The organism is Streptomyces sp. BI87, assembly GCF_025957665.1.
Classification (GTDB): Bacteria; Actinomycetota; Actinomycetes; order Streptomycetales; family Streptomycetaceae; genus Streptomyces; species Streptomyces albidoflavus.
Window position 1 is genome coordinate 5,999,205 of the sequence record NZ_CP110079.1, and the last position, 22,893, is coordinate 6,022,097.

General features: G+C 74.4%; 24 protein-coding genes and 1 riboswitch. Of the genes, 17 read left to right on the plus strand and 7 right to left on the minus strand.

The genetic code is table 11. The features are described from left to right. Positions 1-91: 91 nt before the first annotated feature. Complete coding sequence (locus tag OIM89_RS26830; protein ID WP_023420382.1) at positions 92-556, minus strand: nitroreductase family deazaflavin-dependent oxidoreductase; 465 nt, start codon at positions 554-556, stop codon at positions 92-94. Between the two features lie 126 nt (positions 557-682). On the opposite strand from OIM89_RS26830, the gene OIM89_RS26835 reads away from it, so the two are divergent. From OIM89_RS26835 to OIM89_RS26845, 3 genes are read left to right on the plus strand one after another with little or no spacing between them, the layout of a single operon-like run. Continuing rightward, positions 683-1,399, plus strand: a complete 717-nt coding sequence (locus OIM89_RS26835; RefSeq protein ID WP_030695415.1) for a TetR/AcrR family transcriptional regulator — start codon at positions 683-685, stop codon at positions 1,397-1,399. A 13-nt stretch (positions 1,400-1,412) separates the two neighbouring features. After that, positions 1,413-1,835, plus strand: a complete 423-nt coding sequence (locus tag OIM89_RS26840; protein WP_030695414.1) for a ribonuclease domain-containing protein — start codon at positions 1,413-1,415, stop codon at positions 1,833-1,835. Between the two features lie 43 nt (positions 1,836-1,878). Next, positions 1,879-2,277, plus strand: coding sequence for a barstar family protein (locus tag OIM89_RS26845; RefSeq protein ID WP_151170073.1), 399 nt, complete (start codon positions 1,879-1,881; stop codon positions 2,275-2,277). A gap of 13 nt (positions 2,278-2,290) precedes the next feature. On the opposite strand, the gene OIM89_RS26850 is transcribed toward OIM89_RS26845, so the two are convergent. Beyond that, a complete protein-coding gene (locus tag OIM89_RS26850) occupies positions 2,291-3,487 on the minus strand; it encodes a winged helix DNA-binding domain-containing protein (protein ID WP_264491676.1) in 1,197 nt (398 codons plus the stop codon). Between the two features lie 295 nt (positions 3,488-3,782). Here OIM89_RS26850 and OIM89_RS26855 point away from each other — a divergent pair, with 295 nt between their 5' ends. The 4 genes from OIM89_RS26855 (at position 3,783) to OIM89_RS26870 (ending at position 8,544) form a co-directional block, all read left to right on the plus strand. Further along, complete coding sequence (locus OIM89_RS26855) at positions 3,783-5,249, plus strand: GuaB1 family IMP dehydrogenase-related protein (RefSeq protein WP_023420387.1); 1,467 nt, start codon at positions 3,783-3,785, stop codon at positions 5,247-5,249. Between the two features lie 106 nt (positions 5,250-5,355). Then, entirely contained in the window at positions 5,356-5,814 is a 459-nt protein-coding gene (locus OIM89_RS26860) for an Lrp/AsnC family transcriptional regulator (RefSeq protein WP_008406376.1), read from the plus strand. Positions 5,815-6,008: 194 nt separating this feature from the next. Beyond that, positions 6,009-6,794 (plus strand): carbon-nitrogen hydrolase family protein, encoded by a 786-nt coding sequence (locus tag OIM89_RS26865; RefSeq protein ID WP_264491677.1) that lies wholly within the window; start codon positions 6,009-6,011, stop codon positions 6,792-6,794. Positions 6,795-6,849: 55 nt separating this feature from the next. After that, positions 6,850-8,544 (plus strand): flavin monoamine oxidase family protein, encoded by a 1,695-nt coding sequence (locus OIM89_RS26870; protein ID WP_030695410.1) that lies wholly within the window; start codon positions 6,850-6,852, stop codon positions 8,542-8,544. Between the two features lie 14 nt (positions 8,545-8,558). Here the strand turns inward: OIM89_RS26870 and OIM89_RS26875 are convergent, their stop codons facing one another. Together OIM89_RS26875 and OIM89_RS26880 are read right to left on the minus strand one after the other, a co-directional pair. Then, on the minus strand, positions 8,559-9,254 hold the full coding sequence (locus OIM89_RS26875; protein ID WP_151170075.1) for a DUF5995 family protein: 696 nt from the start codon (positions 9,252-9,254) through the stop codon (positions 8,559-8,561). A gap of 96 nt (positions 9,255-9,350) precedes the next feature. Further along, positions 9,351-10,259, minus strand: a complete 909-nt coding sequence (locus tag OIM89_RS26880) for a LysR family transcriptional regulator (protein ID WP_264491812.1) — start codon at positions 10,257-10,259, stop codon at positions 9,351-9,353. 149 nt (positions 10,260-10,408) lie between these two features. Here OIM89_RS26880 and OIM89_RS26885 point away from each other — a divergent pair, with 149 nt between their 5' ends. After that, entirely contained in the window at positions 10,409-11,356 is a 948-nt protein-coding gene (locus OIM89_RS26885; RefSeq protein WP_151170077.1) for a DMT family transporter, read from the plus strand. Between the two features lie 60 nt (positions 11,357-11,416). Here the strand turns inward: OIM89_RS26885 and OIM89_RS26890 are convergent, their stop codons facing one another. Further along, positions 11,417-12,829, minus strand: coding sequence for a uracil-xanthine permease family protein (locus tag OIM89_RS26890; RefSeq protein ID WP_195731256.1), 1,413 nt, complete (start codon positions 12,827-12,829; stop codon positions 11,417-11,419). 364 nt (positions 12,830-13,193) lie between these two features. On the opposite strand from OIM89_RS26890, the gene OIM89_RS26895 reads away from it, so the two are divergent. Further along, complete coding sequence (locus tag OIM89_RS26895) at positions 13,194-13,655, plus strand: acyl-CoA thioesterase (protein WP_264491678.1); 462 nt, start codon at positions 13,194-13,196, stop codon at positions 13,653-13,655. Here OIM89_RS26895 and OIM89_RS26900 read toward each other — a convergent pair. Next, the gene (locus tag OIM89_RS26900; protein ID WP_264491679.1) at positions 13,621-14,847 is read right to left on the minus strand and encodes an MFS transporter; all 1,227 of its coding nucleotides are present in this window, start codon (positions 14,845-14,847) and stop codon (positions 13,621-13,623) included. The two genes, OIM89_RS26895 and OIM89_RS26900, sit on opposite strands and share 35 nt — an antisense overlap. A gap of 117 nt (positions 14,848-14,964) precedes the next feature. Here OIM89_RS26900 and OIM89_RS26905 point away from each other — a divergent pair, with 117 nt between their 5' ends. Then, entirely contained in the window at positions 14,965-16,155 is a 1,191-nt protein-coding gene (locus OIM89_RS26905) for an ROK family transcriptional regulator (protein WP_195731257.1), read from the plus strand. A gap of 118 nt (positions 16,156-16,273) precedes the next feature. On the opposite strand, the gene OIM89_RS26910 is transcribed toward OIM89_RS26905, so the two are convergent. Continuing rightward, positions 16,274-17,011: an SDR family oxidoreductase gene (locus OIM89_RS26910; protein WP_247861086.1), complete on the minus strand. Its 738-nt coding sequence runs from the start codon at positions 17,009-17,011 to the stop codon at positions 16,274-16,276. A 117-nt stretch (positions 17,012-17,128) separates the two neighbouring features. Next, positions 17,129-17,259, plus strand: a riboswitch (FMN riboswitch). 143 nt (positions 17,260-17,402) lie between these two features. Here OIM89_RS26910 and ribD point away from each other — a divergent pair. From ribD to hisG, 7 genes are all read left to right on the plus strand, one after another. Further along, the gene (gene ribD / locus OIM89_RS26915; protein ID WP_264491680.1) at positions 17,403-18,539 is read left to right on the plus strand and encodes a bifunctional diaminohydroxyphosphoribosylaminopyrimidine deaminase/5-amino-6-(5-phosphoribosylamino)uracil reductase RibD; all 1,137 of its coding nucleotides are present in this window, start codon (positions 17,403-17,405) and stop codon (positions 18,537-18,539) included. Beyond that, a complete protein-coding gene (locus OIM89_RS26920; protein WP_030695400.1) occupies positions 18,540-19,163 on the plus strand; it encodes a riboflavin synthase in 624 nt (207 codons plus the stop codon). It abuts the gene before it with no gap. Next, on the plus strand, positions 19,160-19,810 hold the full coding sequence (locus tag OIM89_RS26925; RefSeq protein ID WP_030695399.1) for a nicotinamide mononucleotide transporter family protein: 651 nt from the start codon (positions 19,160-19,162) through the stop codon (positions 19,808-19,810). The genes OIM89_RS26920 and OIM89_RS26925 overlap by 4 nt, the downstream gene beginning before the upstream one ends. Beyond that, entirely contained in the window at positions 19,807-21,108 is a 1,302-nt protein-coding gene (locus OIM89_RS26930; RefSeq protein WP_151170083.1) for a bifunctional 3,4-dihydroxy-2-butanone-4-phosphate synthase/GTP cyclohydrolase II, read from the plus strand. The genes OIM89_RS26925 and OIM89_RS26930 overlap by 4 nt, the downstream gene beginning before the upstream one ends. A 45-nt stretch (positions 21,109-21,153) precedes the next feature. Then, on the plus strand, positions 21,154-21,639 hold the full coding sequence (gene ribH, locus OIM89_RS26935; RefSeq protein WP_030695397.1) for a 6,7-dimethyl-8-ribityllumazine synthase: 486 nt from the start codon (positions 21,154-21,156) through the stop codon (positions 21,637-21,639). A gap of 34 nt (positions 21,640-21,673) precedes the next feature. Next, entirely contained in the window at positions 21,674-21,946 is a 273-nt protein-coding gene (locus OIM89_RS26940; RefSeq protein WP_003946983.1) for a phosphoribosyl-ATP diphosphatase, read from the plus strand. A 71-nt stretch (positions 21,947-22,017) separates the two neighbouring features. Next, complete coding sequence (gene hisG / locus OIM89_RS26945; protein ID WP_030695396.1) at positions 22,018-22,875, plus strand: ATP phosphoribosyltransferase; 858 nt, start codon at positions 22,018-22,020, stop codon at positions 22,873-22,875. Positions 22,876-22,893 lie beyond the last annotated feature (18 nt).

A 22,893-nucleotide genomic window follows, 5' to 3' on the forward strand; every position in this document is an offset into this window, starting at 1 on the left:
GTTGGCTGGCCAGGCTGGGAGTGGGCCGGACGGGCCGGGAGCTGGCCGGACGGTCTGGTCGCAGGCCGGACGGTCTGGGCGCAGGCCCCGGCTAGTTCTTCTGTTGCGTGGTGATGCGGAAGACCGGGTGGTCCGGGCAGGCGGCCAGGAGGTCGGCGTCGGGCGACTGGGCGGTGACGCCCTGGAAGTAGTCGTTCACCTCCCAGCCCCAGCGGGCGAGGTAGGTGCGGAGGATCTCGGCCTTGAGGGGGGTGTCGGGGAGCTCCTCGGCGTGGAAGGTGCGGGTGCGGCGGCCCAGTCGTAGTTCGCCGCCGCCCGCCGCGCGCATGTTCCGTACCCACTGGGAGTGGCCGCGGGCCGAGACCAGGTACTCCGCGCCCTCGTGGGTGTGCGGGTTGACCGGGATGCGCTGCGGGGTGCCGCTGCGGCGGCCGACCACCGTCAGTTCGGCGGAGCCGAGGAGGCTGATGCCGAGGCGGGCGAGCCGCCCGACGAGGGAGTTGAGGCGGACGGCGAAGGGCGTGGCCCGGCGGTAGTACGGAGTGGCGGACGACATGGGAACCCCCTTGGTTTGGAGAGCGGTGCTCTCGCTTGAGAGCAGTGTGCACGCAAGGGGTGCACCGAAGCAAGAGCAGTGCTCTCTTTGTTGAGCGGTGCACTCGTCGTCTGGCAGACTCCCGGCATGAGCACTGTTCGAGGGGTCAGGGAGCGCGCCCGCGCCGAAGTGACCGCCGCCATCAAGGACGAGGCCCGGCGCCAGCTCGCCACCGAGGGGGCCGCCCGGCTCTCGCTGCGGGCGGTCGCCCGTGAGCTGGGCATGGTCTCCTCCGCCCTGTACCGCTACTTCCCGAGCCGCGACGAGTTGCTGACGGCGCTCATCGTCGACGCCTACGACGCGGTGGGTGAGGCCGCCGAGCAGGCCGCCGCCAGGGCGGGGGAGGGGACGGAGTGGACCGGCCGCTGGGTCGAGGTCGCCGCCGCCGTCCGGGCCTGGGCGCTGGCCCACCCGCACGAGTACGCCCTGATCTACGGTTCCCCGGTGCCCGGCTACACCGCCCCCGGCGACACCGTGCCCCCGGCCGCCCGGGTCGCCTCCGTGCTGATCGGGATCGTCCGCGAGGCGCACCGGGCGGGTGCCGTGACGCCGCCGCCGCTCGGTGACGAGGCGGGGCCGGAGGCGGAGCGGCTGGCGGGCGACCTGGCCGAGCTGACCGGTGACCTGCCGCCCGCCGTGGTCGCCGCCCTCGTCGCCGCCTGGGCCCAGCTCTTCGGACTGATCTCCTTCGAACTCTTCGGGCACTTCCATCGCGTGGTGGAGGACCGGGAGCGGTTCTTCACCCACAGTCTGCGCGCGCTGGCCCGCTCCGTCGGGCTGCCGGGCGGTGTTGCCCCGGTGTGACAGCATCACCGCCATGTCTGTACGTTCCCGCCACCCCCGGGCTCTCCTCCGCGTTTCCCTGACGGCGCTGCTCTGCGCGCTGCTGGCCCTCCTGACGGGCTGTTCGGCCGAGCGGGGCGGCACGTCCTCCGGCGGGCCGGTGCCCGCCTGGGCCGAGGGCATGGACACGGTCCGCCAGGAGCGGCTGCCCGCCGAGGCCCGCGACACCCTGCGGCTCATCGACCAGGGCGGCCCCTTCCCGTACGCCAAGGACGGCTCCGTCTTCGGCAACTACGAGAAGCTGCTGCCGGAGCGGAAGCGCGGGCACTACCGCGAGTACACCGTGAAGACTCCCGGTTCGCGTGACCGGGGCGCCCGCCGCCTGGTGACCGGGCGCGAGGACGAGATCTACTGGACCGAGGACCACTACGCCTCCTTCCGCGCGGTGCTGCGATGAGCGCGGCGCGGAAGGGGAGCGGCCGAGAGGGGACCGTACGCACGTGAGCGACGACGACAGCCGCACCGGCCCGACCGCACGCCCCGCCGACCCGGTGGCCCGCGCCGCGGCGGCCGCCCGGGAGGCCGGGCAGCCCTGTGCCGTTCTCGACCTGGCCGGGGTGACGGACAAGGCGGGCTTCCTGGACGCCTGCGCCGGACAGCTGGGCCTGCCCGGCTGGTTCGGGCGGAACTGGGACGCCCTGGCCGACCTGCTCGGCGACCCCGACAGCCTGCCGCTCGCCGACGGGGGCGTGCTGGTCGTGCGCGGGTGGGGGGAGCTGGCCGCCGCGAGTCCGGGGGAGTGGGAGACGGCCCGCGCCGTTCTCGGTGACAGTGCGGCCGACGCGCGGGAGAGCGGCGTGGGGGTCACCGCGTTGCTGGTGCTGGAGGGCGACGGCTGAGCGGGCCTCGCCGTCAGCCGGAGTCCGCCGCCAGTTCCTCCTCCAGCCAGGTCCAGCCCCGGGTCCGTGCCGTGAGCCGGACCGCGCCGAGCCGTGGGGCGAGCCGTTCCGCCTCGGCGTCGACCGCTGTCCGGGCGTCCGCGCCGACGTCCTCCAGGTAGCGGCAGACCAGCGCGCCGTCCCGGTCCTGCGCCCAGCCGCCGACGATCCGGCCGCACCACCACACGGAAGGGCCGATGTTGCCCGCCCGGTCGTAGAGGCGGTCCCGGTGGGGGCCCAGGTACCAGGCGCGGGAGTGCCATCCCATGGGGGTCGGGTCGAGCGCGGGCAGCAGCGCCGCCCAGGGCTCGGGATCGGGGACCGGGTCGAGGTCGTCGGCGAGGACCAGCCCGGTCGTGCCGTCGTCCAGCTCCACCTCGGCCGGGGCCACCTCCTTCAGCGCCCGCGTGGTCTGCGTCTTGGTCCACCCCGTCCACCAGCGCAGATCCTCCGCCGTGCCGGGCCCGTACGCCCGCAGCCAGAGCCGGGCCAGCTCCGCGCGGGCCGCCTCGGTCTCCCAGGGGGCGAGTCCGTCGGGCAACCAGGCGGAGAGCGGGGACCAGCGGTACTGGTGCGAGGTCCACGAGCCGCGCGGCCGGCCGCGTACCGCCTTGCCCTCGGCCGCGAGCAGGAGCAGCAGGCGGGCCGCGACGCTCTGGCCGCGCGCGTGCGGCGAGGCGCCGCCGATCCGCACCTGCGCGGCGAGCCGGGGGTCGTCGGCGGCCAGCTGGGCGGCGGTGGCCTCGCCCCGGGCCGCCAGGGAGGCGAGCGCCGTCTCCTCCGCGCCGGCCAGCCACCCGGCGGCGGCCCCGTCGGGGGCCAGCTCCGAGGCGGCGACGAAACCCTCCAGCTTGCGGCGTTCACGGGCCGCCACCTCGCGGGAGCAGGCGGCCTGGAGGACGGCCGCCGTCTCCACCGGCGCCACGAAGACGGTTCTGCGCATCGCCAGCAGCCTGACCAGCGCCCGGTCCTCGTACAGGGCGCGCTCCACCGATGCCGCGTCCGCCTGCTCGTCCCGGGTGCGGGCCCAGGCGGCGACGTGGACCGAGGACGGGTCGGTGGAGTGCAGCGCCACCACCGCGCGCGCCGCCCCGGCCGGGTCACCGGCCCGCGCGGACGGCGTGAGCGCGTGCCGCACCCCCAGCCGTGCCCGCCGCTGCCCGTCCGTCATCCGATACGCCATCCGTGCCTCCGGGGTGAGAACCGCGCGCCGAGTGCCATGGAGCCTAAACTTTCCGTCCCTCGCGCGCCGGGAGTGCGCCGTCCTGGCGCGCAGGCCGCAGGTCACCGGGGGCGTGCGGACGGGCCGGGGTGTGCGGCGGCGGGTAAAGTGGCTGAGTAAGGCGGGTCACCCGCCCGCACACACGACGCCCCGGGGCGCTTGGGAGAAAGACACGAGCGCGGGGGCGTTTCGCTGTGTCTTTGTGGGAGTGACCTGCTCCGGTTTGCGTGGGAATGTGAGACTCATGCGTTTTCTTGAGCCCGGTACCGGTCGCCACACCTCGATACCCCCGGTCGCGTACGACCTGACCTATGACGACGTCTTCATGGTGCCGCGTCGCTCCGCAGTCGGCTCCCGCCAGGCCGTCGACCTCTCCTCGCCCGACGGGACGGGAACCACCATCCCGCTCGTGGTGGCCAACATGACCGCCATCGCCGGCCGCCGCATGGCCGAGACCACCGCCCGGCGCGGCGGCCTCACCGTCATCCCGCAGGACATCCCGATCGAGGTCGTCACCGAGGTCACCCAGTGGGTGAAGCAGCGCCACCTGGTGCTGGACACGCCCATCGTGCTGGCCCCCACCCAGACCGTCGGGGACGCCCTGTCGCTGCTGCCCAAGCGCGCGCACAACGCCGGTGTCGTGGTGGACGAGAACCACCGGCCCGTCGGCGTGGTCACCGACGAGGACCTCACCGACGTCGACCGCTTCACCCAGCTCGCCGACGTGATGTCCCGCGACCTGCTCCTGCTGGACGCCGACATCGCCCCCGGCGACGCCTTCGACACCCTCGACGGCGCCAACCGCCGCTACGCGCCCGCCGTCGGCGCCGACGGCCGCCTGGTCGGCATCCTCACCCGGACCGGCGCCCTGCGCGCCACCCTCTACCAGCCCAACGTCGACGCCCAGGGCCGGCTGCGGATCGCCGCCGCCGTCGGGATCAACGGCGACGTGGCCGGCAAGGCCCGCCAGCTGCTGGACGCCGGGGTCGACACCCTCGTCGTGGACACCGCCCACGGCCACCAGGAGTCGATGGTCCGGGCCGTCCGCGCGGTCCGCGCCCTCGACCCGCAGGTGCCGATCGTGGCCGGCAACATCGTCGCCGCCGAAGGCGTCCGCGACCTCGTCGAGGCCGGGGCCGACATCATCAAGGTCGGTGTCGGCCCGGGCGCCATGTGCACCACCCGCATGATGACCGGCGTCGGCCGCCCGCAGTTCTCCGCCGTCCTGGAGTGCGCCGCCGAGGCCCGCGCCCTCGGCAAGCACGTCTGGGCCGACGGTGGCGTCCGCCACCCGCGCGACGTGGCGATGGCGGTGGCCGCCGGCGCCTCCAACGTCATGATCGGCTCCTGGTTCGCCGGGACCTACGAGTCGCCCGGCGACCTCCAGCAGTCCGCCGACGGCCGCCTCTACAAGGAGTCGTACGGCATGGCCTCCGCCCGCGCCGTGCGCAACCGCACCAGCGAGGAGTCGGCGTACGACCGGGCCCGCAAGGCGCTCTTCGAGGAGGGCATCTCCACCTCGCGGATGTTCCTCGACCCGCAGCGTCCCGGTGTCGAGGACCTGATCGACTCGATCATCGCGGGCGTCCGCTCCTCCTGCACCTACGCCGGGGCCGCCAGCCTCGCCGAGTTCGCCGAGCGGGCCGTCGTCGGCGTCCAGAGTGCCGCCGGTTACGCCGAGGGCAAGCCGCTGCACGCCAGCTGGAGCTGACCTCCGCTGACCTCCGCACCGCCGGCCGCGCGGGCCGGGCCCTCACTCCGGGGGCCCGGCCCGCGGGCGTACACCGCCACCGCGCCGCCGTGGTCTACTGCACGATGTGCGCCTGAACGACCTCGACGAACGCATCGTCCACGCCCTCGCCGACGACGCCCGCCGCTCCTACGCCGACATCGGCGCCCTCGTCGGCCTCTCCGCCCCCGCCGTCAAACGCCGCGTCGACCGGCTCCGCGCCGAGGGCGCCATCACCGGGTTCACCGTCCGCGTCGACCCGGCGGCCCTGGGATGGCGGACCGAGGGGTACATCGAGATCTACTGCCGCCCGCACACCTCCCCGCAGGACATCCGGCGCGGCCTGGAGCGCTATCCGGAGGTGGCCGCCGCCTCCACCGTCACCGGCGAGGCCGACGCCCTCGCGCAGATCTTCGCCGCCGACATGCGCCACTTCGAAGACGTCCTCGAACGCATCGCGGGCGAGCCCTACGTCGAGCGCACCAAGTCGGTCCTGGTCCTCTCCCCGCTGCTGCGCCGCACCACCGTCACCAGCACCGCCGGGTGACCCCGATCACCTTCTGACCAGCGAAAACGCGACTCCGGGCCGGAGGGGTGGGGCGCGCGCAACAGATCGCCGCACAGGGCGGAATCCGCGCAACGAATCGCCGTGCGATGCGCAAGGAACGCACCTTGTGACCGCCGTGCGCGCCCGCGTACGGTCGATCCCGTTCCCCGCCGCACCACCGCCCGAGGTCAGCCATGCCGTCGTCGCTGCGCACCGCCCTGCTCCAGAGCGCCCCGGCCCCCGCCGACGCGCTGGACCGTCTCGACGAAGCCGCCCGGCGCGCCGCCGCCGACGGGGCCCGGCTGCTGGTCACCCCCGAGCTGTACCTCACCGGCTACGCCCCCGAGGCCGGTTTCGACGCCCTCGCCGAGCCCGCCGACGGCTCCTCGGCCCGCGCCGTCTCCGCCCTCGCCGCCCGCCACGGCATCGCCGTCGTCCACGGCTACGCCGAACGCGGCGCCGACGGCCGCCTCCACAACTCCGCCGCCCTCACCGGCCCCGACGGCAGCCCTCTCGGCCACTACCGCAAGACTCATCTGTACGGCGACCACGAGCACCGCTGGTTCACCCCCGGCGACCGGCCCGTCGTCCAGGCCCACCTCGACGGCCTCACCCTGGGCCTGCTGGTCTGCTACGACGTGGAGTTCCCCGAGACCGTCCGCGCGCACGCGCTGGCCGGCACCGACCTGCTCTGCGTCCCCACCGCCCTCGCCGAGCCCTTCACCGTCGTCCCCGACACCCTCGTGCCCGCCCGCGCCGTGGAGAGCCAGCTCTACGTGGCGTACGCCAACCGCACCGGCACCGAGGGCCCGTACACCTTCGCCGGGCGCAGCTGCCTCGCCGCACCCGACGGCACCGTGCCGGTACGCGGCGGGCGGGACGAGGCGCTGCTGCTCGCCGACGCCGACCCCGCGCTGCTGGCCGCCTCCCGCGCCGACAGCCCGTACCTGCGCGACCGCCGCCCCGAGCTGTACGGCTGAGCCCGCACCCGCCACGCCACCCCTGACGCCCGTCCCCGCAAGGAGCCCGCACCCCATGACGTCCACGGTGCCCCCCGCAGGCCGCCCCGCCGCCGGACTGCCGCCGATCACCATGGTCGGCCCCGACTTCCCCTTCCCGTACGACGACTACCTCGGCCACGCCGCCGGGCTCGGCCAGATCCCCGCCACCGCCCACGGCACCGAGGTCGCGGTGATCGGCGGCGGCCTCTCCGGGATCGTCACCGCGTACGAGCTGATGAAGATGGGGCTCAAGCCGGTCGTCTACGAGGCCGACCAGATCGGCGGGCGGCTGCGGACCGTCGGCTTCGACGGGTGCGACCCGGGGCTGCGCGCCGAGATGGGCGCCATGCGCTTCCCGCCCTCCTCGACCTCGCTCCAGCACTACATCGACCTGGTGGGCCTTCAGACCAGGCCGTTCCCCAATCCGCTCTCCCCGGCCACCCCGTCCACCGTGGTCGACCTCAAGGGCGAGAGCCACTACGCCCGCACCCTGGACGACCTGCCGCAGGTCTACCGCGACGTGGCCGACGCCTGGCAGCGGTGCCTGGACGAGGGCGCCGAGTTCGGCGACATGAACGAGGCGCTGCGCACCCGCGACATCCCGCGCATCCGCGAAATCTGGGCCCGGCTGGTGGAACGCCTCGACGACCAGACCTTCTACGGCTTCCTCGCCGGCTCCGAGGCGTTCCGCTCCTTCAAGCACCGGGAGATCTTCGGCCAGGTCGGCTTCGGCACCGGCGGCTGGGACACCGACTTCCCCAACTCCATCCTGGAGATCCTGCGGGTCGTCTACACCGAGGCCGACGACCACCACCGCGGCATCGTCGGCGGCAGCCAGCAGCTTCCGCTGCGGCTCTGGGAGCGCGCCCCGGGCAAGCTGGTCCACTGGGCCCAGGGCACCTCGCTCGCCTCGCTCCACGAGGGCGGCGCCCCGCGCGGCGCGGTGACCCGGCTGCACCGGACGGCGGGCGGCGGCATCACCGTCACCGACGCCTCCGGAGCCATCCGCACCTACCCGGCGGCCGTCTTCACCGGCCAGTCCTGGCTGCTGCTCTCCAAGATCGCCTGCGACGAGACGCTCTTCCCCATGGACCACTGGACGGCCATGGAGCGCACCCACTACATGGAGTCGAGCAAGCTCTTCGTCCCCGTCGACCGGCCGTTCTGGCTCGACAAGGACCCGGTGACCGGCCGCGACCGGATGTCGATGACGCTGACCGACCGGATGACGCGGGGCACCTATCTGCTGGACGACGGCCCGGGCAGGCCGGCCGTCATCTGCCTCTCCTACACCTGGTGCGACGACAGCCTGAAGTGGCTGCCGCTCTCCCCGGCGGAGCGCATGGAGGTCATGCTCGCCTCGCTCGGCGAGATCTACCCGGACGTCGACATCCGCCGCCACATCATCGGCAGCCCCGTCACCGTCTCCTGGGAGAACGAGCCCTGGTTCATGGGCGCGTTCAAGGCCAACCTGCCCGGCCACTACCGCTACCAGCGGCGGCTGTTCACCCACTTCATGCAGGACCGGCTGCCCGCCGACCGGCGCGGCATCTTCCTCGCCGGGGACGACATCTCCTGGACGGCCGGCTGGGCGGAGGGCGCCGTGCAGACCGCCCTCAACGCCGTCTGGGGCGTCATGCACCACTTCGGCGGCACCACCGACCCGACCAACCCGGGCCCCGGCGACCGGTTCGACGAACTCGCGCCGGTGGAACTCCCGGAGGACTGACCCCCGCCGGGGGCTCAGCCGTGCAGCGGCGTCAGCAGCATGCGCGCCACCAGCCCCACCGAGGTGTCCAGGCGCCGGACGAACTCCTCGCCCAGCTCCTCCACCCCGCGCACCACCCACAGGGTCCGGGCCGCCGCCCACGCGCCCTCCCGGGCCCTGTCCAGGCTCCACGCCCCGGCCAGGTGGGTCAGCGGATCGGCCAGTTCCAGCAGGTCGGGGCCGGGCATCAGCGCCTCCCTGACCCGCTCCTCCAGCGAGCGCAGCACCTCGCCGACGGTGTCGAACTCGTCCTCCAGCGCCGCCGGACGACACCCCAGCGCTCGGCAGGAGTCCACCACCGCCAGCGGCAGGTCGTGCCCCACGTGCGCCTGGATGCCGGCCAGCGCGAACTGGAGCGGACGCACCCCGGGGTGACGCCGCTGGGCGAAGAGCGGCCGCCAGCACGCGGGCACCCGCTCACCCGCCGCGTCCGCCGCCACCGCGTCCAGATAGCGTCCGGCGAAGAGCGTGGTGAGGGTGGACGCGGCCCGTACGTCGGGGAACTCGCCGGCGCCGATCCGCCGGGCCAGCTCCTCGGTGACCGTCAGATAGACCGAGGTGAAGACCCCGACGCCGTCCGGGGGCGGGCAGCCGGCACCGACCTCGCGCATCCGCGCCACCGTCGCGTCCAGGGTGCTTACGCCACTCGCCGTCCCGCTCGTCCGTTTCATGACGGCAGCGTGCCAGCCCGGGTCCGAGCCGCGGGCGGCGCGCCCGGCCGAGTCCCCGGAACGAGGGACCGGGCGGCAGGTGAGCCGCCTCGCGCCTCAACTCCCGTACGGGTGTGCGGAAAAGGGGCTGCCCAGTGGTCCGGCCGCCTCGCGCAGCGCGGAGAGCAGTCCGGTCAGGGCCGGGGTGCGCGGGGCGCCGGAGCGGAGTGCGGCGCGGATGGTGCGGGCCGGTTCGGGGCCGCGTACCGGGCGGACCGTCACCCCGGGGTGCGGTACGGCCAGGCCCAGTCGCGGCAGGAGGGCGACGCCGAGGCCGGCGGCGACGAAGCCCTGGGCCGTCGTGTAGTCCTGGCACTCCACCGCGACCTCGGGGGTGAACCCGGCGGCCGCGCACCCTTGCAGGACCGCGTGGAGGCACGGCCCGGGCGGCTCGCTGCCGATCCACGGTTCCTCCGCGAGGTCGGCCAGGTCGACCACCTCCCGCCCGGCGAGCGGATGGCCCGGGGGGAGCGCCACCCGGTACGGGTCGTCGAGGAGGCGGACCAGGTCGACGCCGGGTGGCGGGGGCGCGTCGGGCCGCACCGCGAGACCGAGGTCGGCCCGGCCCTCCGCGACCTCCGCGAGCGGGTCGTCGGGCTCGCCGAGCCGCAACTCCACGCCGACACCCGGGTGCTGGTCCCGGAACCGGGCCAGGGCGGGGGCGAGCAGCCCCGGCCCCGCGGTGGCGAAGTACCGCACGGTGAGCCGTCCGGTCCGCCCCGCCCGCAGGTCGGCGAGGGCCGCCTCGGCGAGGGCGACCTGACCGCCGATCAGCTCGGCGTGCCCGGCCAGCAGCGTGCCGGCCTCGGTCGGCCGCACACCCCGGCCCACCCGTTCCAGCAGAGGCGTCCCCGCCTGCGCCTCCAGGGCCGCCACCTGCTGGCTCACCGCCGACGGGGTGTAGCCCAGCCGCCGGGCCGCCGCCGTCACCGAGCCGGTCTCCACCACGACGCGCAGCACCTGCATCCTCCGTACATCCAGCATGTAGCAGAGCTTAACGGTGTGTGCAGAACCTTTCGCTTGTCCTGTCGGATCGGGTGCGGAACCGTGAGGAGCGACCGGAGGAGACGGCCGGGCGCGGAGCGGTCCGCGTCCGGGGGAGAGGGGTGGGCGCGATGCGGGACGGCAGTGGTGGCGGGGTGCGGGCAGGGGGCCGGGTGGCGGTGCTGGCGCTGCTCTGGGGGTCGACCTTCCTCTGGATCGATCTCGCGCTGGAGGGGTTCAGCCCGGTCCAGATCACCTTCGTCCGGTGCGCCCTCGGCGCCTCCGTGCTGCTGGTGCTGGCCCGGCGCGCGGGGGTGCGCCTGCCGCGCGGCCGTACGGCGGCCGGGCGCCTGCTGGTCGCCGCCTTCCTCTGCAACACCCTGCCGTTCGCCCTGTTCAGCCTCGGCCAGCAGTCCGTGGACTCCGGCGTCGCGGGCGTCCTCAACGCCACCACCCCGCTCTGGTCCCTGCTGATCGGCCTCGTGGCGGGGGAGCGCGGAGCCCTGGGTGCCCGCCGCCTGGCCGGGCTCGCCACCGGGTTCGCCGGTACGGTCCTGATCTTCGCCCCGTGGCAGCCGGGCGCCCTCGCCGGCTGGGGTGCCCTCGCCCTGCTCGGGGCCGCCGTCAGCTACGCCCTCGCCTTCGCCTGGATGGGCCGGATGCCCGCCGGGCGGGGGGTGCCGGCCATCGGCCTGTCGGCGGCGCAGCTCACGGCGGCCACGGTGCTCGCCGCCCTGCTGCTGCCCTGGGGCGGGCCGCCGCCCCGGGCACCGGGCGCGGTCCCCGTCCTGGCCCTGCTGGTCCTCGGGATCTTCGCCACCGGAGTCACCTTCCACCTCACCTACCGGACGATCCTCGCGGAGGGCCCGACCCAGGCGGCGGCCGTCGGCTACCTGCTGCCGGTGGTGTCCGTCCTGCTGGGCGCCGTCGTCCTCGGTGAGCGGGTCGGCTGGCGGGTGGTGGTGGGGATGGCCGTGGTGCTGTCCGGGGTGGTCCTCACCCGCTGGGGCGCGGGCGCCCGGCCGAAGGCCCCGGCCGGGGACGACGGGGAACGCCCCGAGCCGCTGCCCGCGCGCTGAACGCGCCGGAGCCCGGCACCCACGGGGGAGGTGCCGGGCTCCGGACGCGTGCGGGCGGGGTTACTTCCCGTCCGTCTTCCCGTCCTCGCCGGAGAGCGGGTCCTTCTCGTCGTAGGCCGAGGTGCCCGCGTCCAGGAGCGGCGCGTCGGACTTGAGGTGGGCCGGGGCGAAGGCGCGCAGCACGTGGTAGCCGGTGATGACGACCAGGGTGCCGAGCGCGATGCCGCCCAGCTCGAAGTTGTCGGTGATCTTCAGGCTGACGCCGCCGACGCCGATGATGATGCCCGCGGCGGCCGGGACCAGGTTGAGCGGGTTGCGCAGGTCGACCTTGGCGTTGGTCCAGATCTGGGCCCCGAGCAGGCCGATCATGCCGTACAGGATGACGGTGATGCCGCCGAGGACGCCGCCGGGGATGGCGGCGACCACCGCGCCGAACTTCGGGCAGAGGCCGAAGAGGAGGGCGAAGCAGGCGGCGGCCCAGTAGGCGGCGGTGGAGTAGACGCGGGTGGCCGCCATGACGCCGATGTTCTCGGAGTACGTGGTGTTGGGCGGGCCGCCGACCGCGGTGGAGAGCACCGAGGCGGCGCCGTCGGCCGCGATGGCGGTGCCCAGCTTGTCGTCCAGGTCGTCGCCGGTCATCTCGCCGACCGCCTTGACGTGCCCGGCGTTCTCCGCGATGAGGGCGATGACCACGGGCAGTGCCACCAGGATCGCCGACCACTCGAAGCTCGGGGCGTGGAAGGAGGGCAGCCCGATCCAGTCGGCCTCCCCGACGGCGGACAGGTCCAGGCGCCAGTGGTCGACCGCCTCGGCGCCGCCGGCCGGGCTGTGGATCTTGCCGAAGACGAGGTCGAGGACCCAGGAGAGCAGGTAGCCGAAGACCAGGCCGAGGAAGATCGCGATGCGGGAGAGGAAGCCGCGCAGGCAGACCACGGCCAGGCCGGTGAAGAGCATCACCAGCAGCGCCGTCCACTGGTCCTGCGGCCAGTAGGTGGTGGCCGTGACCGGGGCGAGGTTGAAGCCGATCAGCATGACGACGGCGCCGGTGACCACCGGCGGCATCGCCGCGTGGATGACGCGCGCGCCGAACTTGCGCACCACGAGGCCGGCTAGGAAGAGGACGGCCGCCACGACCAGCACGGCGCCGGTGACGGTGGCGCTGTCGCCGCCGCTCGCCCGGATCGCCGCCGCCACCCCGACGAACGACAGGGAGCAGCCCAGATAGCTGGGCACCTTCCCGCGGGTCGCCAGCAGGAAGATCATGGTGGCGACACCCGACATCATGATCGCGAGGTTGGGGTCGAGCCCCATCAGGACGGGTGCCACGAACGAGGCGCCGAACATGGCCACGACGTGCTGGGCGCCGAGGCCCGCCGTCCGGGGCCAGCTCAGCCGCTCGTCGGGGCGTACCACGGCCCCCGGTGCGGGTGTCCGTCCGTCGCCGTGCAAGGTCCAGCGCACGCCGAGGCCCATGGTCGCTCCTTGTTGATCGCGAGAAGTCCGCTGAGATGGCCGAAACCTGACTGAAACACAGGGGGACGTGTCGCAGCGCCGCGGCCCACCGGCGTGGGTGCCGGAGAAAATATCAGCCACATGGTAATGCCGTTGCGGCCTCTCCTTGCGCCAGGACGGGCGGGGGCGCCGTGTCACGAGGCGGGGGTGGGTGCCCTGACGTGCTGAGCGGTTGCTTAGGGTGGCGGGCGGAGAACCCGGCCGTGGTCGCCGCCCGGCGTCCGTCGCCCCCGCGAGTGAGTCTCTTTTCGGTCATCCGTCGAGGCGGCTCCCTCCGTGTGCCGGGACGTTCCTCCACCCCGCCCCGACCTCCAGGAGACCGCCCGTGACCGCCGCCCCGCTCGCCGACGCGCCGACCGCCCCCGAGGCGGACGGCATCCTCGTCCCCGTCGAGGTCCACTTCGACGACCTGGACGCCCTCGGCCTGCTCCACAACGCCCGCTACCCGCTCCTCGTCGAGCGCGCCTGGGGCGCCCACTGGGCCGGGCTCGGCCACACCTACGCCGGCGACTGGCGCGCCGCGGGCGACGCCTGCAACGCGGTGAAGGAGTTCCACATCACCTACGAACTCCCGGTCACCCGGACCGGGAGCTACGCCGTCCACCTCTGGCTGGAGCGCCTGGGCCGCACCGGCCTCACCTACGGCTTCCGGCTCTGCTCCGCCGACGGCACCGTCACCCACGCGCGCGGCCACCGCGTCCTGGTGCGCCTGGACCCGGACACGATGCGCCCCGCGCCGTGGACCGAGCCGTTCAGGGACGCGGCGCGTCCGCTGCTGCCGGCGTAGCCGCGCTCCCGCCCGCAGCCGCCTTCGGCCTGGTCCGCAGGACCCCCGCGCCGACCACCAGGCCGAAGGCGAGCACCGTCACCAGCCCGAACGACGCCACCAGCGAGGAGAGGTCCGCCACCCCGCCGATCGCGGAGGGAGCGATCAGCCCCGAGGTGTACGTGATGGTGGCGACGCCGGCGATGGCCTGCGCCGGACGGGGGCCGCTGCGGGCCGCCGCCGCGAAGGCCAGCGGCACCACCACGGCCACGCCCAGGCCGATCAGCCCGAACCCGGCCAGCGCGGTCACCGTGCCGTTCGCGGTCACCACCAGGAGCCCGCCCCCGGTGGCCAGGGTGCCACCCACCCGTACCGTCCCCACCGCGCCGAACCGGTCCACGATGCGGTCGCCGCTGAGCCGGGCCACCGCCATGGTCAGGGCGAACGCCGTGGTGGAGGCCGCCGCGACGCCGGGCGAGCCGCCGAGCACGTCCCGCAGGTAGACCCCGGACCAGTCCATCGCCGCGCCCTCCGCGAAGACCGCGCAGAAGCCGACGGCGCCGATCAGCAGCGCGGACCGGGGCGGCAGTGCGAAGCGGGGCGGGGGAGTCTCGTCCGGCTCGCTGTGTACGTCCGGGACGCCCTGGCAGACCGTGACCGCGATCGCGGTCAGGACCAGGGCGGCGCCCGCGTGGTGCAGCCGGGCGTCGACGTGCAGATGGGCGGCGACGGTCCCGGCCGCCGAGCCCAGCAGCGCCCCCACGCTCCACATGCCGTGCAGGCTCGACATCACCGACCGGCCGATCCGGTTCTCGACCTCCACGCCCAGCGCGTTCATCGTCACGTCGGACATCCCGGCGCTCGCCCCGAAGACGAAGAGTGCCAGGCAGAGCGTCAGCAGGTTCGGTGCGAGGGAGGGCAGCGCCAGGGCGAGCGTCCACAGCGCGACCAGGCCGCGCAGCGCCGCCCGCGAGCCGAACCGGTGGCTGACCGACCCGGCCAGCGGCATCGCCAGCGCCGCACCGACGGCGGGGAAGGCGAGCGCCAGGCCGAGCTGCCCCGCGCTGATCTGGGCGTGTTCCTGAATCCACGGCACCCGGGTCGCGAAGCTCCCCGTCACCGCGCCGTGCGCGCAGAAGACGGCGGCGACGGCGTACCGGGCGCGCCGCACCCCGCCGCCGTCCTTCACCGGAAGTTCCGCGTCCGCTGTCATCGGTTTCCCCTCCTGGGAGTCGGCACGGACCCGCCCGGACGGTCCGGGCGCCGTGCCGGGCGGTAAACTATCAGGAACCCTGCCTGATAGATAAGTGGTTTCTGGAAGGATCGCGGCATGCCCGCCTCACCGCGTACCGCCCGGGTCATCAACGACCGGCTCGCCCTCGACCACCTCCTGCGCGAGGGACCGCTCACCGCGGCCCGCCTCAAGGAGCTGACCGGCCTCTCCCGGCCCACCGTCGCGGACCTGGTCGACCGGCTCACCGGTGCTGGGCTCGTCCGGGTCGTGGGGGAGAGCGGCGCCGACCGCCGCGGGCCCAACGCCCGCCTCTACGGTCTGGTCGCCGAGCGGGCCCACCTCGCCGCCCTCGACGTACGGACCAGCGGCCTCGCCCTCGTCGTCACCGACCTCCTCGGCACCCCGCTCGCCGAGGCGCGGCTGCCGATCGACGGCGGCCTCGGGACCGTGCCCGCCGTGGAACGCGCCGTCAGCCTCCTCGACGCCGCCCTGGCCGAGGCGGGCGTGGACGCGCTGCACAGCGTCTGTGTCGGGGCACCCGGCCTGGTCGACCCCGCCACCGGCGAACTGCGCGACTCCACCGGACTGCCCGGCTGGCACCGGCGCCTGGTCCGCGCCCTCCAGGGTCACCGCTCGGCCCGCGTCCTGGTCGAGAACGAGACCAACCTCGCCGCCGTCGCCGAACGCCGCCACGGCGCGGCCCAGGACCACGACACCTTCGTCCTGCTCTGGCTCGGCCACGGCGTCGGCGCCGCCCTCGTCCTCGACGGGACGCTCCGGCGCGGCGCCGGGGGAGGGGCGGGCGAGATCGGCTTCCTGCCCGTCCCGCTGACCTCCACTCTGCCCTCGGCCACCGACTGCGGCGGCGGCTTCCACTCGCTGGCCGGGGCGGCGGCCGTGCACGAGCTGGCCCGCCGCCACGGCGTGCCCGTCACCCGCCCCCGCGACGCCGCCGACGGCCGAGAGGAGCCCGCCTCCGCCACCGCCGTCCGCGCCGCCTTCGAGGCGGGCACCGCCGGAGAACTCTTCCTGGACGAGCTGGCCGACCGCATCGCCCTGGGCGCCGCCGCCGTCGCCGCCGTCCTGGACCCCGGCTGCGTCGTCCTCGCCGGCGAGGCCGGCGAAGCGGGCGGCGAAGCCCTCGCCGCCCGCGTCGGCAAGCGCCTCGCCGCCCTCTCCCCCCTCCGCACCGACGTCCGCCCCACCCGCCTCGGCGGCACAGCCGTCCTCACCGGCGCCCTCCTCACCGCCCAGGAGGACGCGAGGGAGGCGGTCTTCGCGACCTGAAGCCCAGAAAACCAAAACCAGCCCGGCCGGCGCTTGAGGCCATCAGCGACGGCCACCGCCGACCCACGGACACCCGGCCCGGCGCAGCCGCCCCCACCCGGGCCGGAGAGCCCAGCTCTCAGGCCCCCCGCTCCGCCAGGAACTCCTCGAAGGTGACGGACCCCTTGTCCCCGTCAGGAGCCAGATGCCTCCCCTCCCGGAACGCCCGGTAGGCCCGCCCAGCCAGCGGCACCCCGACCCTCTTCCGCCCCCGCCCGGAGGCCGCCTCCCAGGCATCCGCCAGCGACTCCAGATCCCGCACCTCGGGCCCGCCCAGGTCGGCCACCCGCCCCGCAGGCCCCCCGAGCGCCAGCTCGGCGAGCCGCCCCGCCACCTCCTCGACGGCCACCGGCTGATCCTTCAGCCCCTTGGGCAGCACCATCACCGGCGGCCGCCCCAGCGCCCGCAGCACCGACCGCACCAGATCGTGGAACTGGGTGGCCCGCAGCACCGTCCACCCGATCCCCGACTCCTCGACCATCCGCTCGACCTGGTGCTTCACCCGGTAGTACGGGTACGGGATCTGGTCCACCCCGACGATCGAGATGTACACCAGGTGCTCCACCCCGGCCCGGCCCGCGGCGGCCAGCAGATTCCCGGCCGCCTCCGCGTCGCCGCCCGTCGGCGAGGAGGCGCAGTGCACCACGGTCCCCACTCCGGCCAGTGCCGCGTCCAGCCCCTGCCCCTTGCGCAGATCGACCGGGTGGTGCGGATCGCGGCGGCTCAGCACCCGTACGTCCTGCCCGCCCTCGCGCAGCCGCGCCACCAGCGGCCGCCCCAGTTTTCCCGTCCCGCCCGTGACCAGAATCGTCGTCATGGACGCCAGCCTGGCACCGCCGGGGCCCGCTCGCGCGCCGGTCGGTGAGCCTGTGAGTCGGACCACAGGCGGACGACGGCCCTTGACCGGCGTGGCACACTGGCGGGAGTAGTCAAGCAGCGCACTCCGGGGTCGGTGTAATTCCGAACCGGCGGTAACAGTCCGCGACCCGTCCGCATCCAGTGGGCGGTTGACCAGGTGGAATTCCTGGACCGACGGTGAAAGTCCGGATGGGAGGCAGTGCGCGGCGGGCGAGGACGTGCCGCCGTAGGCCGTGTTCGCGGGGAACCCCCGTGGGACGGGTCTGTCCGGCGTCGTGCGTGCCGTCGTCCGTGTCGCTGTCTTCATGACAGGCCCCGGAGTCCGTGCCCGAAGAGGCAGGAGGACCCGGGTGGCCACACCCCAGGCGAACGAGCGGGAACGCGCCGCGATGCGCCGCGCCCTGGAACTCGCCGCACGCGGTCTCGGCACCACCAGCCCCAACCCCGTCGTCGGCTGCGTCGTCCTCGACGCCCACGGCGAGCAGGCCGGCGAGGGCTGGCACCGGCGGGCCGGCGGCCCGCACGCCGAGATCCACGCCCTGCGCGAGGCGGGCGACCGGGCCCGCGGCGGCACCGCCCTCGTCACCCTGGAGCCCTGCAACCACACCGGCCGCACCGGCCCCTGCGCACAGGCCCTCCTCGACGCCGGGATCAGCCGCGTCGTGTACGCGGTCGCCGACCCGGACCCGCAGGCCGAGGGCGGCGCCGCCACCCTGCGCGGAGCCGGCGTCGAGACCGTCCAGGGACTGCTCGCCGCCGAGGCCGAGCAGGTCAACGCCGCCTGGCTCACCTCGGTCCGCCGCGGCCGCCCCCACGTGACCTGGAAGTACGCGGCCACCCTCGACGGCCGCACCGCCGCCGCCGACGGCACCAGCCGCTGGATCACCTCCGCCGAATCGCGCGCCGACGTCCACCGCCTGCGCGCCGAGGCCGACGCCGTCCTGGTCGGCGCCGGCACCGCCCGCGCCGACGACCCGCACCTCGCCGCCCGGCTCCCCGCCCCGGCGCCGGACGCCCCCGCGCCCGTACAGCCCCTGCGGATCGTCCTGGACAGCGACGCCACCGCCGTACGCCCCGGTGCCCGCGTCCTCGACGAGGCCGCGCCCACCCTCCTCGCGGTGGCCGAGGACGCCGACGCCGGGCACCTCGAAGGCCACCCGCGCGCCGAGCTCCTGCGCCTGCCGCGGACCGACGGCGGCCTCGACCTCACCGCGCTCCTCGCCGCCCTGCACGCCCGCTCCGTCCGCTCCGTCCTGCTGGAGGGCGGGGCGCGGCTGGCCGGCGCCTTCGTCGCCGCCGGGGCCGTCGACCGGGTCGTCGGCTACCTGGCGCCCGCCCTGCTCGGCGCCGGGCCGCAGGTGCTGAGCGGCGGCGGAATCTCCACCGTCGCCGACGCGTTGCGACTCGACATCACCGACGCCCGCCGCATCGGACCCGACCTGCGGATCACCGCCGCCCCCGCCACCCCCCTCACGAAGGAGCACTGAGTGTTCACCGGAATCGTCGAAGAACTCGGGGAAGTCACCGCCGTCGAAGACCTCGGTGACGCCGCCCGCTTCCGGCTGCGCGGCCCGGTCGTCACCGAGGGCGCCCGGCACGGCGACTCCATCGCCGTCAACGGCGTCTGCCTGACCGTGGTCGACCACGACAGTGACTCCTTCACCGCCGACGTCATGGCCGAGACCCTCACCCGCTCCAGCCTGGGCGCGCTCGCCCCCGGCTCCCGCGTCAACCTCGAACGCCCCACCGCCGTCGGCGGCCGCCTCGGCGGCCACCTCGTCCAGGGGCACGTGGACGGCGTCGGCACCCTCACCGCCCGCGAGCCCTCCGCACACTGGGAACTGGTCACCGTCTCCCTCCCCGCCCACCTGGCGCGGTACGTCGTGGAGAAGGGCTCCATCACCGTGGACGGCGTCAGCCTGACCGTGGTCGAGGCGGGCGAGGACCACTTCACCATCAGCCTCATCCCGACCACCCTCGCCCTGACCACCCTCGGCCACAAGCAGCCCGGCGACCCGGTCAACCTGGAGGTCGACGTGATCGCCAAGTACGTCGAGCGGATGCTCGGCCACCGCGCCGCCCCCGCCGCGACCGGGGAGGAGTCCCGGTGAGCGCCTTCGACTGGCTCAACACCGAGGCGTTCACCGCCTTCGGCCAGCACGTCATCTGGTCCGACATGGTCGGCAACACCGTCGGCCTGATCGCCCTCGCCCTCGGCTGGCGGCGCTCCATATGGACCTGGCCCGCCCAGTTCCTCTCCGGCCTGATCCTGGTCGGCGCCTACGCCTCGGCCCAGCTCAGCGGCGGCGTCGGCAAGCAGCTCCTGGTCATCGGCGTCGCCCTGTGGGGCTGGCGGCAGTGGAACCGGGGCAAGCAGCAGGCCCAGGACGGCTCCATCGCGGTCCGCTTCGCCACCTGGCGCGAGCGCGGCCTGCTCCTCGCCGGCACGGCCGCCGGAACCCTCGCGGTCGGCCTCCTCTTCAGCGCCGTGCCGACCCTCTCCTGGAACCCGTGGCCCGACGCGTACATCTTCGTCGGCACCCTCGCCGCGATGGTCGCGCAGGCCCGCGGACTGGTCGAGTTCTGGTTCGCCTGGCTCCTCGTCGACATCGTCGGCGTCCCCCTCGCCTTCAGCAGCGGCCTGGCCTTCTCCGGCCTGGTCTACGTGATCTACCTCGCCCTCGTCCTGTGGGGCATGCGCGACTGGTGGCAGCGCTCCCGCGCCACCGCCGCCGCACTGGAAGGAGCACCGGCATGAGTGCTGGCCACGACAGCTACCGCCCCGGCCCGGCCGAGGAGCGGCTGGTCCTCGACCCGGTCGAGCAGGCCGTCGCCGACATCGCCGCCGGCCGGCCCGTCGTCGTGGTGGACGACGAGGACCGCGAGAACGAGGGCGACCTCGTCATCGCCGCCGAGAAGGCCACCCCCGAGGTCGTCGCCTTCATGATGAGCGAGTGCCGCGGACTGATCTGCGCGCCCCTGGAGGGCCCGGACCTGGACCGGCTCGACCTGCCCCAGATGGTCGCCACCAACACCGAGTCCATGCAGACGGCCTTCACCGTCTCGGTCGACGGCAGCGCCGCCCACGGCGTCACCACCGGCATCTCCGCCGCCGACCGCGCCACCACCCTGCGGCTGCTCGCCCACGCGACGACCGCCGCCGGCGACCTGGTCCGCCCCGGCCACGTCTTCCCGCTGCGCGCCAAGCCCGGCGGCGTCCTGGTCCGCCCGGGCCACACCGAGGCCGCCGTCGACCTCGCCCGGCTCGCCGGACTGCGCCCCGCCGGGGCCATCGTGGAGATCGCGGGTGAGGACGGCACCATGCTGCGCCTGCCCGAGCTGATCCCCTTCGCCCGCAAGCACGGCCTGTCGATCATCTCCATCGAGGACCTGATCGCCTACCGCCGCAGCAGCGAGCCGACCGTCCGCCGCGAGGCCACCGTCCGGCTGCCCACCGCCTCCGGTGACTTCACCGCCTACGGCTACCGCTCCACCGTCGACGGCGTCGAGCACGTCGCCCTCGTCCACGGCGACCTGGGCGGCGGCGAGGACGTCCTGGTGCGGCTCCACTCCGAGTGCCTGACCGGCGACATCTTCCACTCGCAGCGCTGCGACTGCGGCCCCCAGCTCCAGAAGTCCATGGACCGCGTCGTCGAGGACGGCCGGGGCGTCGTCGTCTACCTCCGCGGCCACGAGGGGCGCGGCATCGGTCTGCTCTCCAAGCTCCGCGCCTACGAACTCCAGGAGCTGGGCCGCGACACCCTGGACGCCAACACCGAGCTGGGGCTGCCCGCCGACGCCCGCGACTACGCGGCCGGCGCGCAGATCCTCGCCGACCTCGGCGTCCGCAGCCTGCGCCTGCTCACCAACAACCCCGACAAGTCCGCCGCCCTGACCCGGCACGGCCTGCGGGTCACCGGCCGCGAACCGCTGCCGGTCCAGGCGGGCGAGCACAACCTGCGGTACCTGCGCACCAAGCGCGACCGCATGGGCCACGACCTGCCCTGGCTGGAGGGCCGCCCGCCGGCCCCCACCGGCTCCTGCGGCAACCAGTAGCACGTACGTCACCCCGACACCCACCACGACCACGAGGAGAAGCGAGTGAGCGGCAAGGGCGCCCCCGAACTGAGTGTGAAGAACTGCCAGGACCTGCGGGTCGCGGTGATCGCCGCGCAGTGGCACGAGCAGGTCATGGACGGCCTGGTCGACGGCGCCCTGCGCGCCCTCGGCGAGCTGGGCATCAGCGAGCCCACCCTGCTCCGGGTCCCCGGCAGCTTCGAACTCCCCGTCGTCGCCAAGGTGCTGGCCTCCCGCGGCTACGACGCGATCGTCGCCCTCGGCGTCGTCATCCGCGGCGGCACCCCCCACTTCGAGTACGTGTGCCAGGGGGTCACCCAGGGCCTCACCCAGGTCTCCGTCGACACCGGGGTCCCCGTCGGCTTCGGCGTGCTCACCTGCGACACCGAGGAGCAGGCACTCGACCGGGCCGGCCTCGCGGGCTCCCGCGAGGACAAGGGGCACGAAGCGGTCACCGCCGCCGTCGCCACCGCCGCCGCGCTGCGGACCGTCGCCGAACCCTGGCGCTGACCGCTCCCGGGAAGCGCGTAGGGTGGGGGACACCATGTCCAAGAAGACGTTCGAGGAGCTCTTCACCGAGCTCCAGCAGAAGGCCGCGCACGGCGACCCCACCACCTCCCGCACCGCCGAACTGGTGGACAAGGGAGTCCATGCCATCGGCAAGAAGGTCGTCGAAGAGGCCGCCGAGGTGTGGATGGCCGCCGAGTACGAGGGCAAGGAAGCCGCCGCCGAGGAGATCTCCCAGCTCCTGTACCACGTACAGGTGATGATGGTCGCCCGCGGCATCTCCCTCGACGACGTGTACGCCCATCTCTGAGCGCCCCGCCCCGCGCTTCTCCCCCTCCTTTCTCCGTACCGCACTCTCTCCCGCACGAAGGGTCCGACCTCATGCTGCGCATCGCCGTCCCGAACAAGGGTTCTCTCTCCGGACCTGCGTCGGCGATCCTCCATGAGGCCGGATACCAGCAGCGCAAGGAGTCCAAGGAACTCGTCCTGGTCGATCCGGTCAACGAGGTCGAGTTCTTCTACCTGCGCCCGCGGGACATCGCCATCTACGTGGCCACCGGCCGCCTGGACATCGGCATCACCGGCCGCGACCTGCTGGTGGACTCCGGCGCCGACGCGGAGGAGATCCTCCCGCTCGGCTTCGCCCGCTCCACCTTCCGCTTCGCCGCCCGGCCCGGCACCGCCGAGTCCGCCGACGACCTCAAGGGCCGCACCGTCGCCACCTCCTACGAGGGCATCGTCGCCCGCCACCTGGCGGAGCACGGGGTCGACGCCTCCGTCGTCCACCTCGACGGCGCCGTGGAGACCGCCATCGAGCTCGGCGTGGCCCAGGTCATCGCCGACGTGGTGGAGACCGGCACCTCCCTGCGCAACGCGGGCCTGGAGGTCTTCGGCGAGCCGATCATGCACTCCGAGGCGGTCGTCATCCGCCGCACCGGCGCCGGCTCCGAGGACGCCGCCGAGCCCAAGGTGCAGCAGTTCCTCCGCCGCATCCAGGGCGTCCTGGTCGCCCGCGCCTACGTGATGATGGACTACGACTGCCGCGCCGAGCACCTGGAGCAGGCCGTCGCCCTCACCCCCGGCCTGGAGTCGCCCACCGTCTCCCCGCTGCACAACGAGGGCTGGGTCGCCGTCCGCGCCATGGTCCCCGCCAAGGACGCCCAGCGCATCATGGACGACCTCTACGAACTGGGCGCCCGCGCCATCCTCACCACCGCCATCCACGCCTGCCGGCTCTGAGCAGCCCTCGGCACGACG

Bases quoted from the DNA above. Each gene is read 5' to 3' on its own strand.
- OIM89_RS26830 (WP_023420382.1), bottom strand. From the start codon at position 556: ATGTCGTCCGCCACTCCGTACTACCGCCGGGCCACGCCCTTCGCCGTC.
- OIM89_RS26835 (WP_030695415.1), top strand. From the start codon at position 683: ATGAGCACTGTTCGAGGGGTCAGGGAGCGCGCCCGCGCCGAAGTGACC.
- OIM89_RS26840 (WP_030695414.1), top strand. From the start codon at position 1,413: ATGTCTGTACGTTCCCGCCACCCCCGGGCTCTCCTCCGCGTTTCCCTG.
- OIM89_RS26850 (WP_264491676.1), bottom strand. From the start codon at position 3,487: ATGACGGACGGGCAGCGGCGGGCACGGCTGGGGGTGCGGCACGCGCTC.
- OIM89_RS26855 (WP_023420387.1), top strand. From the start codon at position 3,783: ATGCGTTTTCTTGAGCCCGGTACCGGTCGCCACACCTCGATACCCCCG.
- OIM89_RS26865 (WP_264491677.1), top strand. From the start codon at position 6,009: ATGCCGTCGTCGCTGCGCACCGCCCTGCTCCAGAGCGCCCCGGCCCCC.
- OIM89_RS26870 (WP_030695410.1), top strand. From the start codon at position 6,850: ATGACGTCCACGGTGCCCCCCGCAGGCCGCCCCGCCGCCGGACTGCCG.
- OIM89_RS26875 (WP_151170075.1), bottom strand. From the start codon at position 9,254: ATGAAACGGACGAGCGGGACGGCGAGTGGCGTAAGCACCCTGGACGCG.
- OIM89_RS26880 (WP_264491812.1), bottom strand. From the start codon at position 10,259: ATGCAGGTGCTGCGCGTCGTGGTGGAGACCGGCTCGGTGACGGCGGCG.
- OIM89_RS26885 (WP_151170077.1), top strand. From the start codon at position 10,409: ATGCGGGACGGCAGTGGTGGCGGGGTGCGGGCAGGGGGCCGGGTGGCG.
- OIM89_RS26890 (WP_195731256.1), bottom strand. From the start codon at position 12,829: ATGGGCCTCGGCGTGCGCTGGACCTTGCACGGCGACGGACGGACACCC.
- OIM89_RS26900 (WP_264491679.1), bottom strand. From the start codon at position 14,847: ATGACAGCGGACGCGGAACTTCCGGTGAAGGACGGCGGCGGGGTGCGG.
- OIM89_RS26905 (WP_195731257.1), top strand. From the start codon at position 14,965: ATGCCCGCCTCACCGCGTACCGCCCGGGTCATCAACGACCGGCTCGCC.
- OIM89_RS26910 (WP_247861086.1), bottom strand. From the start codon at position 17,011: ATGACGACGATTCTGGTCACGGGCGGGACGGGAAAACTGGGGCGGCCG.
- OIM89_RS26930 (WP_151170083.1), top strand. From the start codon at position 19,807: ATGAGTGCTGGCCACGACAGCTACCGCCCCGGCCCGGCCGAGGAGCGG.
- OIM89_RS26940 (WP_003946983.1), top strand. From the start codon at position 21,674: ATGTCCAAGAAGACGTTCGAGGAGCTCTTCACCGAGCTCCAGCAGAAG.
- hisG (WP_030695396.1), top strand. From the start codon at position 22,018: ATGCTGCGCATCGCCGTCCCGAACAAGGGTTCTCTCTCCGGACCTGCG.